This is a genomic window from Streptomyces sp. NPDC027663, from assembly GCF_055566415.1.
In genome coordinates this window covers 559,445-579,330 of the sequence record NZ_JBVHSK010000002.1, presented here as the reverse complement: position 1 = coordinate 579,330, position 19,886 = coordinate 559,445, and the positions used below count along the sequence as shown (strand labels likewise).

Genomic DNA, 19,886 nt, shown 5'->3' with positions numbered 1-19,886 from the left:
TGCCCTTAACGCTGTTAAGCTGTCAAGTGTGAGTACGGAACGACGCGCGCCCCTGGACCGCGGACGGGTCACGGACACGGCCCTGCGGCTGCTGAACGAGGTCGGCCTGGACGGCCTGACCCTGCGGGCCATCGCCAGGGAGCTGGACGTCAAGGCGCCCGCCCTCTACTGGCACTTCAAGGACAAGCAGGCGCTGCTGGACGAGATGGCGACGGAGATGTACCGGCGGATGGTCACCGGCAGTGCGCTCGACCCGGCCGACACCTGGCAGGAGCGGCTGCTGAAGATCAACCGCGGGCTGCGGGCCGCGCTGCTGGACTACCGTGACGGGGCCAGGGTCTTCAGCGGCTCACGCTTCACGGGCACGGACCACGCCCCCGACCTGGAGGCGAACCTGCGCCTGCTGACGGAGGCCGGATTCACCCTCGCCCAGGCGGTCGACGCGGGCCGGACGGCGCACATGTACACCCTCGGGTTCGTCACCGAGGAACAGGGCGTGCAGCCCCTCCCGGGCGAGCGACGGGAGGGGTACGACGTCGAGGAGCGCGCCCGGCGCCTGGCCGGGTTCCCCCTCGCGGCGGAGGCCGGGAACCTGCTCTTCGACGGCTTCGACCAGCAGTTCGAGGAGGGGCTGGCGCTGGTCGTCGCCGGTGTGGCGGCGCGGTACGGGATCAGCTGAGGGGCTTGCCGCCCGCGGGTGAGCCGAACTCCCGGGACAGTGCCGGAGTGCGCTTCAGCGCCTTCTTCAACCGCGGGCCGAATGGTTTCTCCACGAACCGGTGGATCAGCCAGGCCAGCACCAGCATGCCCGCCATGCTCGCGCCGAGCGTCGGCCACGCCGGCAGGCCGAGACCGCGGTGCAGCACCCGGATGGCGAACCAGCCCAGGTGCTCGTGGACCAGATAGAACGGGTACGTCAGCGCGCCGGCCGTGACCAGCCAGGGCCAGTTCGCCCGGCGTGTCCAGCCCAGCGCCACGGCTGCGACGGCGGCGAAGGCGAGGGTGACGATCGCGAGTATGACCCACGGTTCGCGGTGGAAGTCGCCCTGTGCGCCGGGATGCCACAGTCCGCGCGTGGCGTTGCTCTGCCCGAGCAGCCAGGACACCGCGACGATGCCCCACAGCAGCAGGTCGCTGCCGAAGCGGTGGATCAGGTAGAGGGCGAGCCCGCCGATGAAGAAGGGCGCGTAGTCGGGCATGACCAACTGGTCCGTGAGCGCGTTCCCGGAGGTCCGGCACACCACCGCGGCCAGCGTCCAGACGCAGCAGAAGAGCACGACGCGGCGGTAGGTGACCCCGCGCACGACCACGAGCAGGGCGAACAGCGCGTAGAAGCGCACCTCGACCCAGAGCGTCCAGCACACCCCGAGCACCCGGTGGGCGCCCATGGGCTGCTGGAACATCGTCAGGTTGACCAGGAACTCGTCCGGCCGGACCGGGTGGACGACGACGGGCAGCGCGACGGCCGCCGCGGTCACCAGCACCAGAGCCACCCAGTAGGCGGGGTACAGGCGGGCGACCCGGGAGCGGAAGAAGTCGCCGAGGGAGCGGCCCCAGCTGCTCATGCAGATCACGAAACCGCTGATGACGAAGAAGAACTGCACGCCGAGGCAGCCGTAGGTGGCCGCCTGCGACAGAGTCGGGAAGACATGGGCCGGGGTCTGGTGCCAGGACGCGGAGACCGGGCCGCCCCGCCCCGCGTAGTGGTAGAGGCAGACCATCAGGGCGGCCACGAGCCGCAGGCCGTCCAGGGCTTGCAGACGGTTCTGGCGCCCGCCGCGGGCAGGGGTGGCAGGGGCCGTCCCGGGGACCGGCGGAGCCGGAACGGCGGCGAGGGTGGAGGGCGAAGAGGACATGGTGCTCGACATCTTCCCGAACAAACGTTACTCATCTCGGATTTTTTTGTGAACGTCACCAAGATGCCAAGCGGCTTTCGCCGTCACCTGGGCAAATCACAGAAATGACTTGGTTGACGAGCCAACCATTCGCTTGTGTGCCCTGATCAGTTAACCCGAATGTCGCTTTGCCTTCCTAGTTTCTCCATCCACCCCCACGCTTCGGTAAACGCATGGCACACGGCCGTGAAAGCTATGTGTGCCTGGCACATCAGGAGAGCTATGACAAGGGTCCAGAACCGGCGGACACCTGGGCGTGAGGGGCAGCTGGACGACTGCCTGCACGCATGCGCCGTGCACAGCGGCAAGCTCGTCGGCAGTCTCGACCGTCGTCGCACGGAACTGGCCGAGCAGCTGCGCAAGTTGCTCGTGGTGTTCAGCACCACCGGCGCGACCACCCCCGCACCCGCCCCGGCAGGCGGCGCCACCGCCCTGCTCAAGCGGGCCGTGAAGGGTGCCGCCGCCCCGGCCGGCGGCATCGCCCCCGACCTGCTGGACGCCCTGCTGGCCGTCGCCAACAAGGCCCTGGAATGCGGGTACGGCGACGAGCTGAACCTCGCGCTGCAGATCAGCGACACCGTCCTCGCCCACCGCAGGAACTCCCGCGCCGGCTGGCGGCTGCGCGCCCGTGTGCTGGAGGCGCTCGGCGAGGAACGCGAGGCTGTCGAGGCCTACCAGCGCTACCTGGAGCTGACCACCGAGGACGGCTTCGGCGTCGCCGCCCGGGTCGCGGGCCTGCGCCTGGCCGGCGACCGGGAGCGCGAGCTGCTGGACCTGCTGCGCCGCGGGTGCCCGCGCGCCGTCGGGTTCGCCACCGGACCCGCCACCGACGTCTGGGCCGAGGGCCTCGCCCTGCACGCCGCCGGCGACTGGGCGGCCGCCGAACCCCGGCTGATCGGCGCGCTGCTCGCGCTCGCCGCCGACGAGGCCCCGGTCGCCGACCGGCAGGAGCTGCTCAGCCAGTACCTGGACCTGCGCACAGGCATCCCCGGCGACGACCTGACCGAGGTCATCGCCCTCTACGCCGAGCAGCGCCGCGTCCGCATGCGCGGCCCGGTCGCCGACCCCACCATCGGCGGGGTCCACTGGATCGGCCTCGGCGAGTTCCGCAACCAGATCACCGGCAAGTCGGTCTGCCTGGTCGCCAACTCCGGGCGGGTCGGCGCGAGTTCGATGGGCGCCGAGATCGACGGCTACGACCTCGTCGTGCGCTTCAACTCGTACCGGATCGACCCGAAGCACACCGGCAGCCGCACCGACATCCACGCCACCATCCACAAGCACGGCTTCAACTGGGACAGACCGGTCACCACCCGGCTCGTCTTCGGCGGCGTCTCCGGCGACTGGAAGCACAGCCTGCGCAACCGCCTGGTGCCCGGCGCCCAGCAGTACCTCGGCGACGAGTCGCTGCGCTGGCCCGTCCGCAACATCGGCCGGCTCGGCGCCGACGCGTGGTCCGCCATCCCGACCACCGGCTTCAACATGCTGTGGCTGCTCGACTTCCTGGACGTCAGCCCGAAGCTCGACCTGATCGGCTTCGACTTCTACGAGTCCGGCGCCTACCGCGTGCCCGAGGCCATGAAGCTCACCATCACCTCCGTGCACGAATACACCAGCGAGAAGGCATGGGTCATGGAGCGGGCCCAGAGCGTGACCGACATGAGGATATCCCTGCGATGATCACCAGCACCCCGGTAGTACCGGACACCACCTCCTCTTCCGGCGCTGCGCTCACCGGCAAGCGCCGGATCGCCTTCGCCTCGTTCGTCGACGAGAACTACCTGCCCGGCTTCCTCGCCCTGCTGCGCAGTCTCGCCCTGTCCAACCCGGGCGTCTGCGAGGACTTCGTCGTCCTGCACGACGACCTGAAGCCGTCCTCCATCGCCCGCATCCGCGCCCTGCACCCCCGGATCGTGCTGCGCCGCGTCGACGCCGGGCACTACGACTCCTTCGCCAAGGGCGACCAGGACAACTACCTGGTCCGCAAGGCGTACTTCATCCTCGACGTCTTCAAGATCCGCGACTACGACACGGTCATCACCCTGGACACCGACATGGTCGTCCTCGGCGACCTGGGCGAGCTGCTGACCCTGCGCGAGGGGCTCGCCGCCGTACCGCAGTTCTTCCACGGGCAGCACAAACTCAACTCCGGGCTGCTGGTCATCCAGCGCGAGTACCTCTCCGACGCGTTCTGCGCGAAGATCGACCGGGTCGGGCGCGCCGGCACGTACGAGCTGGACAAGCACGACCAGGGCATCCTCAACGCCGTCCTCGACGGTGACTTCGTCCGCCTGGACGCCCGCTACAACTTCGTCAAGCGGCGCCTGTCCGGTGACCTGCCGGTCCCGGACGACACCGCCGTCCTGCACTTCACCGGCCGGCACAAGCCCTGGCAGGGCGGCGAGAGCGGGTACGCCCAGGCCGAGGAGCGCTGGCGCGAGTTCGAGCTGAGCGACGCCGAGTTCCACGCGGCCTACCTCGCCAAGGGCGGCCACCACCACGACCTGCTGGTGCACTACGGCACCCCGCACGTCCGCCGCACCGCGGACGTGGAGGCCGCCCGCAAGGTCGCCGCCGCGCACATCGCGGCCGGCGAGTACCAGGACGCCGTCGACATCCTGAGCAGTGTCCGCATCCCGCTGGACGAGGCCTGGCCGCACGAGATCCTCGGCCACGCCCTGCTGAGCGTCTCCCGCCACGAGGAGGCCAGGACCCAGCTGCTCTTGGCCACCGCGGCACCCAACCGGGCCGCCACCGCCTACTCCCGCCTCGCGCAGATGGCGTGGGTGCACGGCGACAACACCGAGGCGCTCAGGTACGCCACCGCCGGCCTCACCGTCGACCCCACCCACCGCTCCAGCCGGCTGTGGGCCCAGCGGGCCGCCGCAGTGCCCTCCCAGGAGCAGGGCGCCGCCGAGGACCAGCTGGCCCACGTCGCGTTCTACATGGACCGTCAGGGCAACGCCGGCGACAAGCTGCTGCCCGAGACCGTCCGGCTCGCCTTCGGCGCCGACACGACCTCCCGGCGCTGGCACTCCGTCCACGCGCACCGGCTGTTCGACCGTGCCGCTCTGGAGCGCGTCAACGCCCGGCGCGGTCTGGTCATCGGCGGCGGCGGACTGTTCATCCCGGACACCATGCCCAACGGCAACAGCGCCTGGCAGTGGAACGTGCCGGACGAGCACCTGAACGCCATCGACGTACCGATCATGGTGTTCGCGGTCGGCTTCAACGCCTTCGACGGGCAGTCGTACCGGGCGCGGCGGTTCAACGACAGCCTCAGGCTGCTGGTGGAGAAGTCCGCCTTCTTCGGCTTGCGCAACCACGGCTCCATCGCCAGGGTCCGCTCACTGCTCCCGGCCGAGCTGCACGACAAGGTCGTCTTCCAGCCCTGCCCGACCACGGTCATGCGCCAGCTGCTGCCCGGCTGGAGCGACCCGCTGCACCGCGAGGACACCGTCCTGCTCAACGCCGCCTACGACCGCGCGGGCCTGCGCTTCGGCCACGACTACGGCCACTTCCTGGCCGAGCTGGCCAAGGCCGTCCGCGCGATCGGCGCCCACACCGAGGTCCGGTGCGTCGCCCACTCCCTGGACGACGAGCGGATCGCCTTCGACCTGCGCCGCGAGCACGGGATCTCGCTGCCGGTCATCCCGATGTACGACTTCGACAACGACGAGATCCGCGAGACCTACGCCAGGACCCGGCTGGTCATCGGCATGCGCGGGCACGCCGGCATGATCCCGTTCGGCGTCGGCACGCCCATCGTCAGCCTGATCTCGCACTCGAAGATGGCGTACTTCCTCAGCGACATCGAGCGCCCGGAGTGGGGCGTCTCCGTCCACGAGAAGAACCTCGGCGCCGTGCTCACGGAACGGGCCCTGCACATCCTCGACCACCACAGCCGGACCGTCGCCGACGTGCACGACCGGCAGGAACTGCTGTGGAAGGTCACCCAGGAGAACGCGGCCCGGATCCGGACCGTCCTCGGCAGGTGAGACGCGAAGGGCGGGCCCGGCAGCGGGCCCGCCCATCCGCGGTCTCGGCGTCTCCCGGCGTCAGCCTCACCGGCGCGGCGCAGGCGCAGGCGTAGACGTCGGCGTCGGCGTCGGCGTCGGCGCCGACGTCTGAGGCATGGGTATTTCTGCCGTCAGCCTCTCCGCCGCCGGGGTCTGTGGCGTCAGCGTCGTACGGCTCTGCGCAGACTGCGCGCCTTGCGCGCCACCCGGCGCACCGTCGCGTTGCGCGGGATGAACGACAGCTGGGCGGGCACTCCGCCGGGCAGCGCCAGCGAGGTCAGCCGCTTGCGCTTGAAGTAGCGCAGGGTCCGTTCGTCCAGGTTCTTCGCGAGCCAGCCCTCGGTCTCGCCGCGCAGCCTCGGCAGGATCTTCGGCTGCATCGCGAAGCCCACCGCCCGCACCAGCGAGCCCAGGGTCTCCACGTCCATGCCCGGGCGCTGCCCGGCGACGGCCGCCTTGTCGGACACGTCCGGCAGCAGCGCGTCCACGAGGGTGACCGGGATGCGGTTGCTGTTCTCGTACGGCGTCAGCCGCTCCAGCAGCAGTTCGGTGCCCACCCGGGCGACCGGCAGGCCGTACAGCGCGGACGCGGTCAGCAGGGCGGTGGAGAAGCAGCCGACGACCAGCGCCGGACGCATCCGCTGGTACAGCACCTCGGCGAGCACCGGCGTGTCGAGCACGGTCAGCTCGACCTTCAGCTTCTCCGCCTCCTGCTCCAGGGACCGGGTGAAGCGGGCCGGGGCGGACGGGTGCGGCTTGAACACCACCTTGGTGTGGCCGAGTCCGACCGCGCCCTTCAGCATCCGCACATGCAGGTTCTCCTCCTGCTCGGCGGTGAGGATGTCCAGCGCCGACAGGTACTGGCCGAGCAGCAGCGCGGGCTCCTCGATCCCGGGCAGCTCGTCGCCGAGCGGAGCGAGTGCGGCCAGCACCTTGGTGAAGGCCGGCGTCGGCACGATCTCGCCGGGCACGCCGAACTCCGTGAGCAGCAGCGGCTCCAGGCCCGGCACCAGGTCCAGGTGGAGGACACGGTCCACACGGGTGCCGACCAGCGGGTCGATCTTGTTGCGGGTGGGGCCGTAGCTCATCAGGCCGTCGGCGTAGACGGTGACCGGCGCACCGGTGAAGATCTGCGCGAGCGCGAGCGACGGGTTGACCTGGATCGACTCGACGGCCAGCTCGACGTCGTCGGTGCCGAGCCGCCACTCGTGACGCAAGTACCGCTCCCAGAGCGGAGAATCGTCCCCGCGGGGCGCCCAGCCGCCCGGGTGGAACGGGAAGATCGCCTCGTTGTACGAGACCACGTCGTCGAACCGGTCGCGCAGCCGCTCGAAGCCCGGCATCTCGTCCAGTGCCGGAGTCGTCTCCGGCGTGGCCGCGTTGTTGCAGACCAGCAGGATCCGCCGGTCGGCGGGGCGGAAGCAGCCGGAGTCCAGGGCGGCGGCGAGCGTGGCCGTGCCGTACAGCGTCGACGCCTGGAAGATCTGGGTGGTCACGCGGCGACCCCCGCGGGGGCGGGACGGCGGCGCAGCCGGCGCAGCTTGGTGGCGCGCTGCAGGTCCATGGAGTCCAGCGCCTCGTCCAGCACGTCCTGCGGCATGCGCCGCAGCGCGGCGGCACTCATGGATTTCAGTTTCTTCGCCACCGCTGGCTCGAACCTTTCGATGGATCCCAGGTGATGGGAAATGATCGCGCAATAGGTGCGGACGGCCTTCGGCAGCAGCGCGCCCGCCTCCGGATCCGCCGCGGTCTCCGCGATGACCTGATCGAACGCTCGAATGAAATCGAGCTGCCGTACGTCACCGATCTGGGTGAGCGACGAGGCGACCCCACGCCGGTAGAACACGCCGAGCAGGCTCACCGCGGCGAAGGACTCCGCCTCCCGGTGCAGCTTCCAGATCCACGGCCGGTCCTCGGCCGTGCGCAGCCCGTCGGTGAAGTGCAGCAGACCCCTGTCCACCAGCCGGCGGTGGTAGATGCCCGCCCAGGCGTAGGCGTAGTCCACGGAGGTGGACCGGTCGGCGGGCAGGATCGCCTCCCGCGGGTTCAGCACCGTGTTCCGCCGCCCCACCGGCACCCGGTGCACGCTGCGCGCCCGGGCGGTGCACTGCACATGGTCGGTGCGGAGGAAGTCACAGCCCAGCTCCTCGATGGCCGTGAGCAGCTTCGGGAAGTAGCCGGGGGCGAGCCAGTCGTCGCCGTCCAGGAAGGTCAGGTATTCGCCGCTCGCCCGGTCGATGCCGGTGTTGCGCGCGGTCGCCAGCCCCCCGTTCTGCTCGTGCCGGACGAACACCGCGCCCGGCAGCTCGCGCTCCGCGCGCGCGAGAATCTCTGGTGTCCCGTCGCGGGAACAGTCGTCGACGAGAATGAATTCGAAGTCCTCACGCGCGTTCGACCTGAGACTCCTGAGTGTGTCGGGCGCGTATTGCTGCACGTTGTAAAACGGCACGATGACGGAGAGCTTGACCACGTCAGGGACGTTAGGGCGCAGCCCGTCATTCGTCTTGACGGCTTGCTTGATACTGGGTGAACGACACGTGGCGAAGCTGTGAACCGGGCTTATTTCCGGTGCGATCCCGGGCCGATTCGCCATTCGGCGATGTGCTGTTAACCGTTTGTTGGATTCTGGTTGGGCGGATCCTCGGAATCGCTTCCTAGCGTCTTCGACGTGCCAGCAAGTGCAACGAAGTCCCTGCGGGTCGCCGTCATCGCGGACTCCGACACCCGGTGGAAGTGGGGCGCGCTCACCGCGCAGCGTCTCACTCCCGCGGCTGCCGAGGTCCGGCTCGACGGCTACCTCCTGCGGGGCCGCGCCACCCCCACCGCCCGCCAGCTGCAGGAAGTCGGCGTCCAGGCGGACTCCCTGCGCGAGGTCACCGGCGTCGAGTTCCTGCGCGCGATGACCGAACGCTCCGAGGACCCGTACGACATCCTCGTCCTCGCCCTGGTCGGCGGCGGAGTCCAGGCGATGCTGCACGGGCTGCGCGCCGCCTGGGGTTCCGGGAAGCGTCCCGTCGTCGTCACCGGCTATGTCGGCGTCGTCTACGAGAAGCTCGCCGACGGGCTGCTGCTGCGGCACGGCGCGGACCTCGTCCTCGCCAACTCCCGTCACGACGCGGACCGGTTCCGGGCCGTGTACGAGGGCGTGGGCGCCGACGCCTCCTCGGTCACCGAGGTCGCGCTGCCCTTCCTCGGCGGGGAACCGTACACCGGTGAACACGACCCCTACACCGTGGTGTTCGCGGTCCAGCCGTCCGTGCCGGACAACCGCCGGGACCGCGGCTACCTGCTCGACCGCCTCATCGAACACGCCCGCAAGCACCCCGAACGCGAGGTGCTGCTCAAGCTGCGGTCCAAGCCCGGCGAACACACCACCCACATCGAGGAGCTGCCGTACCAGAAGCTGGCCCAGGGCAAGGACCTGCCGGCCAACTTCCAGCTGGTGTACGGGCACATGGGCGAGGTGCTGGACCGCACCGACCTGCTGGTCACGGTCAGCTCCACGGCCGCCCTGGAGGCCCTGCACCGCAGGGTCCCCACGGCCGTCCTCACCGACCTCGGGGTGCGCGAGGTGCTCGGCAACCACCACTTCACCGGCTCCGGCTGCCTCGCCTCCTGGGACCAGCTCGACGCCGGTCACCGGCCGGTGCCGGACGAGGAGTGGGTGGCCCGGCAGGGCGTGGCGGCCGACGGCTCGTACGCGAACGCCTTCGACACCGCCCGCGAGCGCATCGCCGAACTGCTGGACCGGCCGGGAGGGCTGCCGCCCCTCACGCCCTACTACACCCCCGAGACCGCGCCCGGCTATCTGCCCGGCATCCTCGCCCGCCACCACCTCGGCCCCGACGGCTCCCCGCTGCCCGGCGCACCGGCCGCCGACAAGGCGCCCGGCGCCGTCCGGCAGATCGTGCGCCGCGCCGCGCGCGGCGCCTACCGCCACGGCGTCCAGCGGGTCGCCCCGGTGATCCGGCGGATGGGCGAGCTGTGACCTCTTCCCAAGGAGTAGACCCCATGACCGACTCGGCAGCAGGCTCAGGCGCTTCGGTCCGCCGGGTGCTCGCGGTGATCCCCGCACGCGGCGGCTCCAAGGGCGTGCCCGCGAAGAACCTCGCTCCCGTGGGCGGTGTCCCGCTGGTGGCGCGCGCGGTGCGCGAGTGCCGCGCGACCCGGCTGGTGACCGACGTCGTCGTGTCCACCGACGACCAGGCCATCGCCGCAGCCGCGAGGGAGGCCGGCGCCGAGGTCGTGCTGCGGCCCGCCGCCATCGCCGGCGACACGGCCACCTCGGAGGCCGCCGTCCTGCACGCCATGGACGCCCACGAGACGCTGCACGGCGCCTCCGTCGACGTGGTGCTGCTCGTGCAGTGCACCAGCCCGTTCCTGATCCGCGAGGACATCGACGGGGTGGCCGCCGCGGTCGCCGAGAACGGCGCCGACACCGCCGTCACCGTGGCCCCCTTCCACGGCTTCGTCTGGCGCGAGGCCGGCTCCGAGTCCGAGGGCGGGGTCGGCGTCAACCACGACAAGTCCTACCGCCCGCGCCGCCAGGACCGCCCCCAGGACTTCCTGGAGACCGGCGCCGCCTACGCGATGGACGCAGCCGGCTTCCGCAAGCACAGCCACCGCTTCTTCGGCCACACCGAGCTGGTCCGCACCGACCCGGCCCGGGTGCTGGAGATCGACGACCCGCACGACCTGGCCCGCGCCCGCGCCCTCGCGCCGCTCTTCGACGCGGACCGCCCCGGCGCGCTGCCGACCGCCGACGACATCGACGCGGTCGTGCTCGACTTCGACGGCACCCAGACCGACGACCGGGTGCTGATCGACTCCGACGGACGGGAGTTCGTCGCCGTGCACCGCGGCGACGGGCTCGGTATCGCGGCCCTCCGCAGGAGCGGCCTGAAGCTGCTGATCCTGTCCACGGAACAGAATCCGGTGGTCGCCGCCCGCGCACGGAAGCTGCAGATCCCCGTGCTGCACGGCATCGACCGGAAAGACCTCGCACTGAAGCAGTGGTGCGAGGAGCAGGGCATCGCGCCGGAGCGCGTGCTCTACGTCGGCAACGACGTCAACGACCTTCCGTGCTTCGCCCTCGTCGGCTGGCCCGTGGCGGTCGCGAGCGCTCACGACGTCGTACGCGGCGCCGCACGCGCGGTCACCACCGTTCCCGGCGGTGACGGCGCCATCCGAGAGATCGCCAGCTGGATCCTCGGCCCCTCTCTCGATTCCCTCCCCAAGTAAGGACACCCCCTGATGAGCACCAACTCCCGTCTGCGTACGTTCGGTTCGCGCGAGGTCGGCCCCGGCCGTCCCGTCTACATCTGCGGCGAGATCGGCATCAACCACAACGGTGAGCTGGAGAACGCCTTCAAGCTGATCGACGTCGCCGCCGAGGCCGGCTGCGACGCCGTCAAGTTCCAGAAGCGCACCCCCGAGATCTGCACCCCCCGCGACCAGTGGGACATCGAGCGCGACACCCCCTGGGGCCGGATGACCTACATCGACTACCGCCACCGCGTGGAGTTCGGTGAGGACGAGTACCGCCAGATCGACGAGTACTGCAAGGAGAAGGGGATCGACTGGTTCGCCTCCCCGTGGGACACCGAGGCCGTCGCCTTCCTGGAGAAGTTCGACGTCCCGGCCCACAAGGTGGCCTCCGCCTCCCTGACCGACGACGAGCTGCTGCGCGCCCTGCGCGCCACCGGCCGCTCGGTCATCCTCTCCACCGGCATGTCCACCCCGAAGCAGATCCGCCACGCGGTCGAGGTCCTCGGCTCGGACAACATCCTCATGTGCCACGCCACCTCCACCTACCCGGCGAAGGCCGAGGAGCTGAACCTCCGCGTGATCAACACGCTGGAGAAGGAGTTCCCGAACGTCCCGATCGGCTACTCCGGCCACGAGACCGGCCTGCAGACCACCCTCGCCGCGGTCGCGCTCGGGGCGACCTTCGTCGAGCGTCACATCACCCTCGACCGCGCCATGTGGGGCTCCGACCAGGCCGCCTCCGTCGAGCCGCAGGGCCTCACCCGCCTGGTGCGCGACATCCGCACCATCGAGGCCTCCCTCGGTGACGGCGTCAAGAAGGTCTACGACTCCGAGATGGGCCCGATGAAGAAGCTGCGCCGCGTCGCCGGCGTCGTCGCCGAGGCGGAGATCGCCGCCGCCGCGGGCGAGCCCGTCTCTGTCTGAGCGCACTGACTCCATACGGATTGCCCTACGACGGGACGGTCGTACGCCGATGAGCCCCCGCGCCGGTCACGCCGGCCACCCTGCCCACACGCTCGCCTTCGTGGAGAGCCCGGTACAGCTGCTGAACGTACTGGAGTGGGCGCACGTCCACGGCCTGCACCACGGTGCCGAGCCGGCCCGGCCGGCCGTGCCCGCGCAGGCCCGGCGGCAGCCGGCCTGGGCGCCGCCCGCCGGCGCGGAGCTCACCGTCGTCGTCCTGTCCCCGACCGACCCCATGACCCGGGGCCAGCTGCGCCGCATGGCCGACCTGGCCCGGGACGAGGGGTACCGGGTGCGCTGGGAGGACGCGCGGGGCGGCACGACCGCGCCCTTCCACACGATCGGCGGCCTGGCGGGTTCCCTCCGCCGCGCCGACCGCATCGTGATGGGAGACCCGTTCTCCCGCTACGTACAGCTGCTGCTCACGATCACCCGGGCGAAGGACCTGGTCGTGGTCGACGACGGCACGGCGACCATGGAGTTCGTCGCCCAGCTGGCGCGCGGCGAACGCCTGGTGCGCTGGCACCGCAAGGGCGGCCGCCCCGGCGCCCGCGACCTGCTCTTCGCCCCCGTTTCCTCCTCCGCCCGGCGCCGCCTCACCCCGAGCGCCCGCCGCCGCGTCGAGGTCTTCTCCTCCATGCCGGTGACCGAGGTCCCCGACGGTGTCACCGTCACCGGCAACGACTTCTCCTGGACCCGCGCCCGCTTCGGGCCGCCGCGCATCACCAGGACCTCGGACATGGTCGGCACCTCCCTGGTGGAGACCGGGGTCGTGGACGGCGACCGCTATCTGGAGGCCGTCCGCAGCCTGGCCAGGGCGCACGGCGCGACCCGCTACTTCGCCCACCGCCGCGAGAGCGCCGACAAGCTGCACCGCCTGGCCGCCGAGACGGGCCTGGAGATAGTCCGCCCGGACCTCCCCCTGGAGCTGATCGCCCGCCGCGGCCCCATCGGCCGCACGATCCTCAGCTTCCCCTCCACGGTCGTCCACACCCTGCCGCTGGCCCTGGCCGGCACGGGCGTCCGCGTCGCGGTCTGCGACATCGACCCGGCCTGGCTCACGGACACGGCCTCCCCGCGGGCCCAGGGCTTCCTGTCCGGCGTGACCGGCACAGCCCGGGACGTCCACCGGCTGGCGGCGGTGAGCCTCGCCTAGCCCGGCCCGAACTGAGTAGGGGTACTCAGGCGCCATGTGATCGCCTCCCGGTAAGATTTTCTGCCTGGTGTACGGGTCCAAGCGCGAGGCGGCGGAAGTCCGCCAAAACGGGGAAGCGGGGGACATCACGCCATGGCGTGGGACGAGTGGGAGCAGTTGAAGGCGGACGCGGCGGCCCGCGCCGACGGCTCCGCGCAGATGCAGCTGAACCATATTCCGATGGATCCGGGCGGCAGCGGTGCCGCGGGCAAGCTCAGGTCGGACAAGAAGACCTGGACGATGGCCGGCGAGGACACCAAGGGTCTGCAGGACGGCATCGGCAAGGCACTGGGCAAGCTGGACGACGGTCAGTCGGGGCTCGGTGAGACGTCGGGTTGTGAGTCGGCGGCGGCGCAGAAGGAGCTGTACGACTCCTGGAAGAAGTACGTCGGTGACGTGAAGGGCCGTTGCGTCGATCTCGGCGGGGTCATGGAGAGTGCCGGGCACGATCTGTCGAAGACCGACGGGGATGTGCAGGCAGCGCTGGACAAGCTGAAGACGAAGTACGCGGACACCGAGGCCGTCGGCGGCCAGGCGAAGGGCCGGTGACGGGGCGGTCATGGACATAGCGACGCTGAAGGCGCTGAAGCCCTCCCAGTTCGAGGAGGCCGCCGACGGGTACCGGGCCACGAGCGACATGGCGAGCACGGCCAAGGACACGATCGAGAACAAGATCGCTCCGAGTCTGCGCAACCAGCTCGAGGGCAAGGCGTTGGAGGCGGCCCTGCGGGAGCTGAAGGACCTGGGCCAGAACTTCCACTACGTTCAGACCGAGTGTGCGCTGGCCAGTACCGCGCTGAACGCCTTCGCCTTCGAGATGGCCGCGGCCAAGAAGAAGCTCGAAGCGGCCATGGATGACGCCAAGGCTGCCGGCTGCACGGTCGGTGCGGACGGCTCGGTGTCCTTCCCGCCGGGCGGCAAGGAGGTCGACGGCAAGGTGCCCGAGGGCGACACCGTGTCGCCGAGCACCAGCATGACCGACCCGACGTCGGCGGCGATCGAACGCCAGGCGATCAACATGCACCCGAACCCGAACTTCGGCAAGGCGGTCGGTTTCGCGAACCGCATCGGTGACGCCTTGCAGGAGGCCACGGAGGCGGACGCCAAGTGGGCGCCGAAGCTGCGCGCGCTGAAGGCCGACGACGACCTGAAGGTCTCGGACCGGGACTGGTCGGATGTGAAGTCGGACCAGGACGGGGTGAGCGAGGCCGGCAAGAAGTACCTCGACTCGCTTCCGCAGCCGCCCAAGGACGGCGCCCCGAAGGACAACGCGGCCTGGTGGAAGGGGCTCACCGACGAGCAGCAGGCGGCCTACGTCTCCATGCGCCCCGACAGCGTGGGCAAGCTCGACGGCTTGCCCTCCACGGTGCGCGACGAGGCCAACCGCATCGTCCTGGACGAGACCCGGGCCCGCTACCAGCTGGAATTCAACACCATCCCGAAGCCACCGAAGAACGAGTGGACCGAGATCTCCGAGTTCGGCTGGTCGTCCAGGGTCCACACCGCCGAATGGACGGCCTGGCACGAGAAGTACGGTGAGCGGTACGACCACCTCGACAAATCGCTCCACGGCATGGAGGCCATCCAGAGCCGTTTCGACCGGACCGGTGAGCAGGGGCTCCCCGAGGCCTACCTGCTGGGCTTCAGCGCCGATGACGACGGCCGCGCGATCGTGGCCAACGGGAACCCGGACACGGCGGACCACCAGGCCGTCTACGTGCCGGGTACGACGTCGGACCTGAACAGTATCGGAGGCAACATCAACCGGATGGTCAACGTCTGGAACGAGGCCCACTCCACGTCCGGCGGCCAGACCGTCTCCACGATCACCTGGCTGGGCTACGACGCGCCCGACGTCGTCGCCAAGGACGCGACGCACGACAGTTACGCGTACGACGGTGCGCCGGCGTTCAACAAGTTCCTGGACGGGCTGGAGGCGTCACACTCCGGTGACACGCCACCGCACCGGACCGTGATCGGCCACTCGTACGGATCGTCCCTCATCGGTGCCGCGGCCCAGAAGGGGACCCTCAACGCCGACGACGTCGTCTTCGCGGGCAGCCCCGGCGTCCTGGTGTCCGGTGCCGACGAGATGGACGTCCCCAAGGGGCACGTGTGGAACGAGGAGGGCGGCTCGGACCCGGTTCCGGAGCTCGGCCGTTATTACCTCGGCGGGGACGGCTCCATCATCCCGAGCGACAAGGACTTCGGCGCCAACCAGATGGCGACGAACACCCATGGACACGGCGGGTACTGGGACCCCGGCTCCAAGAGCCTGTTGAACCAGGCGCTGGTCGTCGTGGGGAAGTCTGACAACGTGGAGCTGAAACCCTCGTACGGCACGTTCGGGCCGCCCGGTTCCTGGGATCATGTGAAGTAGGAGAAACTCCCCGCCGTGAAGATCAAGCTCGGTGCCCTCGCCGTCGCCATACCCCTTGCGCTCACTACCCTCACCGGATGCAACATGACTGACAGCGGTTCTGACATCCCCTCCGCCGGCACGAGCACGACGAGAGACGCCGCAGACGAGCTGGAGGGCGTTTCCAGCGGCATCTACGACCTGATCGGCGTCAAGGGGAAGACGTCCGACAACCGCGCGACGGTGACCGAGTGCGCGGACAAGGACCCGGACAAGTACTTCCGGGTCCTCCACCCCTGGAGCTTCACCCCGGCGTCCTCCGGTGACCTCGAGACAGCCATGCAACAGCTCAAGGCGGGACTGCCGAAGCACGGCTGGAAGATCGTCGAGTACGGGCCGGACGCCAGCAAGAACAAGAACCTGCGGCTCACGGCTGACAACGACGCGAAGAAGGCCAGTGTGCACGTCATTCAGATGGCCAAGGAAAATCCGGCGATGCTGAGCCTGAATGTCATCTCCGGCTGTTACCAGGTCCCCGAGGGCCAGAAGGTCGAGTACTTGTAGCGCTGATCGGACGCTTCGAGCACTTCCCGCGGCTCCGCCCGGCCTCACTCCCGCCGCGCCAGCACGAACGCCCGGCTGCGGGTCTCCTCGCCGGCCGGCTCCCGCAGGACGGTCGCCACCGTCTCCAGGCCCGCTCCGGCCAGCGCCTCGGTGACCTGTTCGGGCGTACGCCAGTAGTAGTGCAGGTCGATGCCGTGGCCGAAGCGCTCGGCCAGATGGAGGCGGCCCGGCTCGGTGCCGGACTGGAACGAGAGCAGGACGTGGCCGCCGGGGACCAGGGTGCGGCGGAACTCCGCGAAGGCGGTCGGCAGGTGATCGTCGGGCACGTGGATCGTGGAGTACAGGGCGAGGATGCCGCCCAGCGTGGCGCCGGGCAGGTCGAGCGACGTCATCGAGCCGACGTGGAAGCGCAGTTCGGGGTGGGCCGTCCGGGCGAGGGCCACCATGGCGGGGGAGAGGTCCACACCGAAGACCGGGACACCCCGCTCGTGCAGCAGCGCGGTGACATGGCCGGGGCCGCTGCCCAGGTCGGCCACGGGGGCGGAACCGTTCGCCGTGACCAGCTCGGCGAAGGCGGTGATCAGGGTCCGGTCCAGCGGATGGGCCGGCCCGCCGGGGAAGCAGGCGGTGTAGTCCTCGGCGATCGTGTCGTAGGAGACGCGGGTCGTCTGCAGGAAGTCCGCGGTCGAGTCGCTCACGCCCGTGGACGCTACCGCCAGGGGGGACCCCGTGGGGTCCGGTTCGTGGACATGACGCGCGTGACCCAGGCGATGCGTGGTATGCGTGGAAGAAGGAAAGAAAGGTTTTTACCCACCACAGTCCGCCGCCATGCGTCCGCCGGTCAGATTTTCTTCCCCTAACGGGCTGAAGTTTTGTTGATCGAGGGGTAGTTGACCACCCGGGCGTCCTACCCTTCAGAGGGTGAAGCAATTGATGTCCCTAGAGTCCGAGGCCGGCCTCGCGGGGGATGTGCTCCCCGGTGTGCTGAGCGAGTCCCTGCACGCCGAACTCGTCGCGTTCCGCCGCGACTTGCACATGCACCCAGAGCTGGGCAACCAGGAGTTCCGTACCACCGCCGCGATCAAGGAGCGGCTGGAGCGAGCAGGGCTCAAGCCCCGTGTCCTCGCCTCCGGAACCGGACTCGTCTGTGACATCGGGCTCGCACAGGGTGAGCAGCCGGCCGAACGGATTCTCGCGCTGCGCGCCGACATCGACGCCCTGCCCATCCCGGACACCAAGACCGACTGCCCCTACCGGTCCACCGTGCCCGACCGGGCGCACGCGTGTGGTCACGACGTGCACACGACCGTCGTCCTCGGCGCCGGGCTCGTCCTCGCCGACCTGCACGCCAAGCGCCTGCTGCCCCGCCCGGTGCGGCTGCTCTTCCAGCCCGCCGAGGAGGTCCTGCCCGGTGGGGCACTCGGCGCCATTTCGGACGGGGTGCTCGACGGGGTCGGCCGGATCCTCGCCGCGCACTGCGATCCCAAGGTCGACGCGGGGAAGGTCGGACTGCGCCACGGCCCCATCACCAGCGCCTGTGACCGGCTGGAGATCAGCCTGGACGGCCCCGGTGGGCACACCGCCCGCCCCCACCTGACCACCGACCTGGTCACCGCTGCCGCCCGCGTCGCCGTCGACGTCCCGGCGCTCGTCGCCCGCCGTGTCGACACCCGCGCCGGCCTCGCCCTGACCTGGGGCCGGATCGAGTGCGGCCATGCCCCGAACGTCATCCCCCAGCACGCCGAGCTGTCCGGGACCATCCGCTGCCTGGACATCGATGCCTGGCGGGACGCGCCCGACGTCATCCATGCGGCCATCGACGAGGTCGCCACCCTGCACCGCGCCAAGTCCGAGATCAACTACATGCGCGGGGTGCCGCCCGTCGTCAACGACCGGGAGTCCACCGAACTGCTGCGCCGGGCCATGGTCGCGCGGCGCGGCATGAAGTCCGTCGAGAGCACCGAGCAGAGTCTGGGCGGCGAGGACTTCTCCTGGTACCTGGAGGAGGTGCCCGGCGCGATGGCCCGCCTCGGGGTGCGCCGGCCGGGCGACCGCGTCGTCCGGGATCTCCACCAGGGCGACTTCGACGCCGACGAGCACGCGATCACGGTCGGTGTGGAGATGTTCACCGCGGCGGCCTTCCTGGACGCGGGCGGAACCAGCCCCAGCTGAGGGGGCGGTCCCCTCGGGGGCCGTTCCCCTGACCGGCGCAACACGTATCCAAGCCATTCGCACACGGACCGCAACAGCGCGATGACAGGCCCGGGAGCCCGAGTTCAGATGCTGTTTGCCTCGAATCGATAACGGCTTCGCGAGAGGGTTTTTTGCGACATCTACGCGCGTTACGATGCCGCGAAGCCGACGCCGAAGGGGCGTCCCGGCTCGAGCACTGGCATGGTGCTCACATCAAGCGCCGACATGGCGCTCAGGTCAGGTGAAGGAGCCTTCCCGTGCGCCGGGTAGCCAAGCTTTCCGCTGCGTGTATCGCCTCCGCAGCACTCGCAATGACTGCCACTGCCTGTGGCAGCACCTCGTCCGACAACGAGTCCAGCCCGTCCTCCTCGGGCGGCGGCAAGGGCGTCAAGATCGGTCTCGCGTTCGACGTCGGCGGTCGTGGTGACCGCTCCTTCAACGACTCCGCCGCGCGCGGTGCCGACAAGGCCAAGAAGGAGTTCGGCGGCGAGATCAAGGAGCTGACCGCGAAGACCTCGGACACCGAGGCCGACCGCGAGCAGCGCCTGTCGGACCTGGCGGAGGCCGGCTACAACCCCGTCATCGGTGTCGGCTACGCCTACTCCGCCTCCATGACCAAGGTCGCCGCGAAGTATCCGAAGACCAGCTTCGGCATCGTCGACTCGGTCGTGAACGGCACCAACGTCGACAGCATCACCTTCACCGAGGAGCAGGGCTCCTACCTGGCCGGTGTCGCCGCCGCGCTGAAGACCAAGACCAAGCACGTCGGCTTCATCGGCGGCGTCGACGTCCCGCTGATCAAGAAGTTCGAGGCGGGTTACGTCCAGGGTGTCAAGGACACCAACCCGAAGGTCAAGGTCGACACCCAGTACCTGAGCCACGGCTCGGACACCTCCGGCTTCGCCAGCCCCGACAAGGGCAAGGAGGCCGCGCAGGGCATGCTCGACAACGGCGCGGACGTCGTCTACACCGCGGCCGGCTCCTCCGGCAACGGCGCGATCGAGGCCGTCAGCGGCAAGAAGGGCGCCTGGGCCATCGGCGTCGACTCGGACCAGTACAACATCCCGGGTCTCGCCAAGTACAAGAGCGCGATCCTGACCTCGATGGTCAAGAACGTCGACGTCGGCGTCTACGACTTCGTCAAGTCCGTCCACGACGGCAAGCCGCTGAGCGGCACCAACAGCTACTCGCTCGCCAAGGACGGTGTCTCGCTGTCCACCAGCGGCGGCTTCATCGACGACCTCCAGACCAAGCTGGACGAGGCGAAGAAGAAGATCATCGACGGCTCGATCAAGGTCAAGACCACCCCGTGACCTGACGGGTCCCGTCGGACCCAGGCTCGGCGCGGGGGCGCCTTCCGGAGCCCCCCGCCGAGCCATAACAATGTGTCAACTCTACGCGTGTAGCATGGAGTTGCCGCGCTAGCGTCG

At 70.0% G+C, this 19,886-nt stretch carries 16 protein-coding genes; 12 read left to right on the top strand and 4 right to left on the bottom strand.

Going from position 1 to position 19,886, the window contains the following annotated elements:
• Positions 1-28: 28 nt before the first annotated feature.
• Positions 29-679 carry a TetR/AcrR family transcriptional regulator C-terminal domain-containing protein gene (locus ACZ4SF_RS07475; RefSeq protein WP_468379544.1) on the top strand — a complete coding sequence of 217 codons (651 nt, stop codon included), beginning with the start codon at positions 29-31 and terminating at the stop codon, positions 677-679.
• Here ACZ4SF_RS07475 and ACZ4SF_RS07470 read toward each other — a convergent pair.
• Positions 672-1,856 carry an acyltransferase family protein gene (locus ACZ4SF_RS07470; protein WP_468379541.1) on the bottom strand — a complete coding sequence of 395 codons (1,185 nt, stop codon included), beginning with the start codon at positions 1,854-1,856 and terminating at the stop codon, positions 672-674. The two genes, ACZ4SF_RS07475 and ACZ4SF_RS07470, sit on opposite strands and share 8 nt — an antisense overlap.
• Before the next feature lie 261 nt (positions 1,857-2,117).
• Here ACZ4SF_RS07470 and ACZ4SF_RS07465 point away from each other — a divergent pair, with 261 nt between their 5' ends.
• Together ACZ4SF_RS07465 and ACZ4SF_RS07460 are read left to right on the top strand one after the other, a co-directional pair.
• Positions 2,118-3,575, top strand: coding sequence for a glycosyltransferase family 29 protein (locus ACZ4SF_RS07465; RefSeq protein ID WP_468379538.1), 1,458 nt, complete (start codon positions 2,118-2,120; stop codon positions 3,573-3,575).
• Positions 3,572-5,893: a glycosyltransferase gene (locus tag ACZ4SF_RS07460; RefSeq protein ID WP_468379535.1), complete on the top strand. Its 2,322-nt coding sequence runs from the start codon at positions 3,572-3,574 to the stop codon at positions 5,891-5,893. Before ACZ4SF_RS07465 ends, ACZ4SF_RS07460 begins: the two co-directional genes overlap by 4 nt.
• Positions 5,894-6,075: 182 nt before the next feature.
• Here the strand turns inward: ACZ4SF_RS07460 and ACZ4SF_RS07455 are convergent, their stop codons facing one another.
• Together ACZ4SF_RS07455 and ACZ4SF_RS07450 are read right to left on the bottom strand one after the other, a co-directional pair.
• Positions 6,076-7,410 carry an alpha-2,8-polysialyltransferase family protein gene (locus ACZ4SF_RS07455; RefSeq protein ID WP_468379533.1) on the bottom strand — a complete coding sequence of 445 codons (1,335 nt, stop codon included), beginning with the start codon at positions 7,408-7,410 and terminating at the stop codon, positions 6,076-6,078.
• Complete coding sequence (locus tag ACZ4SF_RS07450; RefSeq protein ID WP_468380421.1) at positions 7,407-8,384, bottom strand: glycosyltransferase family 2 protein; 978 nt, start codon at positions 8,382-8,384, stop codon at positions 7,407-7,409. The genes ACZ4SF_RS07455 and ACZ4SF_RS07450 overlap by 4 nt, the downstream gene beginning before the upstream one ends.
• A gap of 198 nt (positions 8,385-8,582) precedes the next feature.
• Between ACZ4SF_RS07450 and ACZ4SF_RS07445 the strand changes: the two genes are divergently transcribed.
• From ACZ4SF_RS07445 to ACZ4SF_RS07415, 7 genes are all read left to right on the top strand, one after another.
• Positions 8,583-9,902 (top strand): DUF6716 putative glycosyltransferase, encoded by a 1,320-nt coding sequence (locus ACZ4SF_RS07445; RefSeq protein WP_468379530.1) that lies wholly within the window; start codon positions 8,583-8,585, stop codon positions 9,900-9,902.
• Between the two features lie 23 nt (positions 9,903-9,925).
• Positions 9,926-11,155 carry a cytidylyltransferase domain-containing protein gene (locus ACZ4SF_RS07440; protein WP_468379528.1) on the top strand — a complete coding sequence of 410 codons (1,230 nt, stop codon included), beginning with the start codon at positions 9,926-9,928 and terminating at the stop codon, positions 11,153-11,155.
• A gap of 12 nt (positions 11,156-11,167) precedes the next feature.
• On the top strand, positions 11,168-12,106 hold the full coding sequence (locus ACZ4SF_RS07435; RefSeq protein WP_468379525.1) for an N-acetylneuraminate synthase family protein: 939 nt from the start codon (positions 11,168-11,170) through the stop codon (positions 12,104-12,106).
• Between the two features lie 49 nt (positions 12,107-12,155).
• The gene (locus ACZ4SF_RS07430; RefSeq protein ID WP_468379522.1) at positions 12,156-13,301 is read left to right on the top strand and encodes a hypothetical protein; all 1,146 of its coding nucleotides are present in this window, start codon (positions 12,156-12,158) and stop codon (positions 13,299-13,301) included.
• A 132-nt stretch (positions 13,302-13,433) separates the two neighbouring features.
• Complete coding sequence (locus ACZ4SF_RS07425) at positions 13,434-13,889, top strand: hypothetical protein (RefSeq protein ID WP_468379519.1); 456 nt, start codon at positions 13,434-13,436, stop codon at positions 13,887-13,889.
• A 10-nt stretch (positions 13,890-13,899) separates the two neighbouring features.
• Positions 13,900-15,720 carry an alpha/beta hydrolase gene (locus tag ACZ4SF_RS07420; protein ID WP_468379516.1) on the top strand — a complete coding sequence of 607 codons (1,821 nt, stop codon included), beginning with the start codon at positions 13,900-13,902 and terminating at the stop codon, positions 15,718-15,720.
• A gap of 15 nt (positions 15,721-15,735) precedes the next feature.
• Positions 15,736-16,263, top strand: a complete 528-nt coding sequence (locus ACZ4SF_RS07415; RefSeq protein ID WP_468379513.1) for a hypothetical protein — start codon at positions 15,736-15,738, stop codon at positions 16,261-16,263.
• Between the two features lie 44 nt (positions 16,264-16,307).
• On the opposite strand, the gene ACZ4SF_RS07410 is transcribed toward ACZ4SF_RS07415, so the two are convergent.
• Positions 16,308-16,961: a class I SAM-dependent DNA methyltransferase gene (locus ACZ4SF_RS07410; RefSeq protein WP_468379510.1), complete on the bottom strand. Its 654-nt coding sequence runs from the start codon at positions 16,959-16,961 to the stop codon at positions 16,308-16,310.
• Positions 16,962-17,196: 235 nt separating this feature from the next.
• On the opposite strand from ACZ4SF_RS07410, the gene ACZ4SF_RS07405 reads away from it, so the two are divergent.
• Together ACZ4SF_RS07405 and ACZ4SF_RS07400 are read left to right on the top strand one after the other, a co-directional pair.
• On the top strand, positions 17,197-18,435 hold the full coding sequence (locus ACZ4SF_RS07405) for an amidohydrolase (protein WP_468379508.1): 1,239 nt from the start codon (positions 17,197-17,199) through the stop codon (positions 18,433-18,435).
• A 278-nt stretch (positions 18,436-18,713) separates the two neighbouring features.
• Positions 18,714-19,769: a BMP family lipoprotein gene (locus ACZ4SF_RS07400; protein WP_468379505.1), complete on the top strand. Its 1,056-nt coding sequence runs from the start codon at positions 18,714-18,716 to the stop codon at positions 19,767-19,769.
• The last annotated feature ends 117 nt before the right edge of the window (positions 19,770-19,886 follow it).

Bases quoted from the DNA above. Each gene is read 5' to 3' on its own strand.
- ACZ4SF_RS07470 (WP_468379541.1), bottom strand. From the start codon at position 1,856: ATGTCCTCTTCGCCCTCCACCCTCGCCGCCGTTCCGGCTCCGCCGGTC.
- ACZ4SF_RS07465 (WP_468379538.1), top strand. From the start codon at position 2,118: ATGACAAGGGTCCAGAACCGGCGGACACCTGGGCGTGAGGGGCAGCTG.
- ACZ4SF_RS07460 (WP_468379535.1), top strand. From the start codon at position 3,572: ATGATCACCAGCACCCCGGTAGTACCGGACACCACCTCCTCTTCCGGC.
- ACZ4SF_RS07440 (WP_468379528.1), top strand. From the start codon at position 9,926: ATGACCGACTCGGCAGCAGGCTCAGGCGCTTCGGTCCGCCGGGTGCTC.
- ACZ4SF_RS07435 (WP_468379525.1), top strand. From the start codon at position 11,168: ATGAGCACCAACTCCCGTCTGCGTACGTTCGGTTCGCGCGAGGTCGGC.
- ACZ4SF_RS07430 (WP_468379522.1), top strand. From the start codon at position 12,156: ATGAGCCCCCGCGCCGGTCACGCCGGCCACCCTGCCCACACGCTCGCC.
- ACZ4SF_RS07425 (WP_468379519.1), top strand. From the start codon at position 13,434: ATGGCGTGGGACGAGTGGGAGCAGTTGAAGGCGGACGCGGCGGCCCGC.
- ACZ4SF_RS07420 (WP_468379516.1), top strand. From the start codon at position 13,900: ATGGACATAGCGACGCTGAAGGCGCTGAAGCCCTCCCAGTTCGAGGAG.
- ACZ4SF_RS07405 (WP_468379508.1), top strand. From the start codon at position 17,197: ATGTCCCTAGAGTCCGAGGCCGGCCTCGCGGGGGATGTGCTCCCCGGT.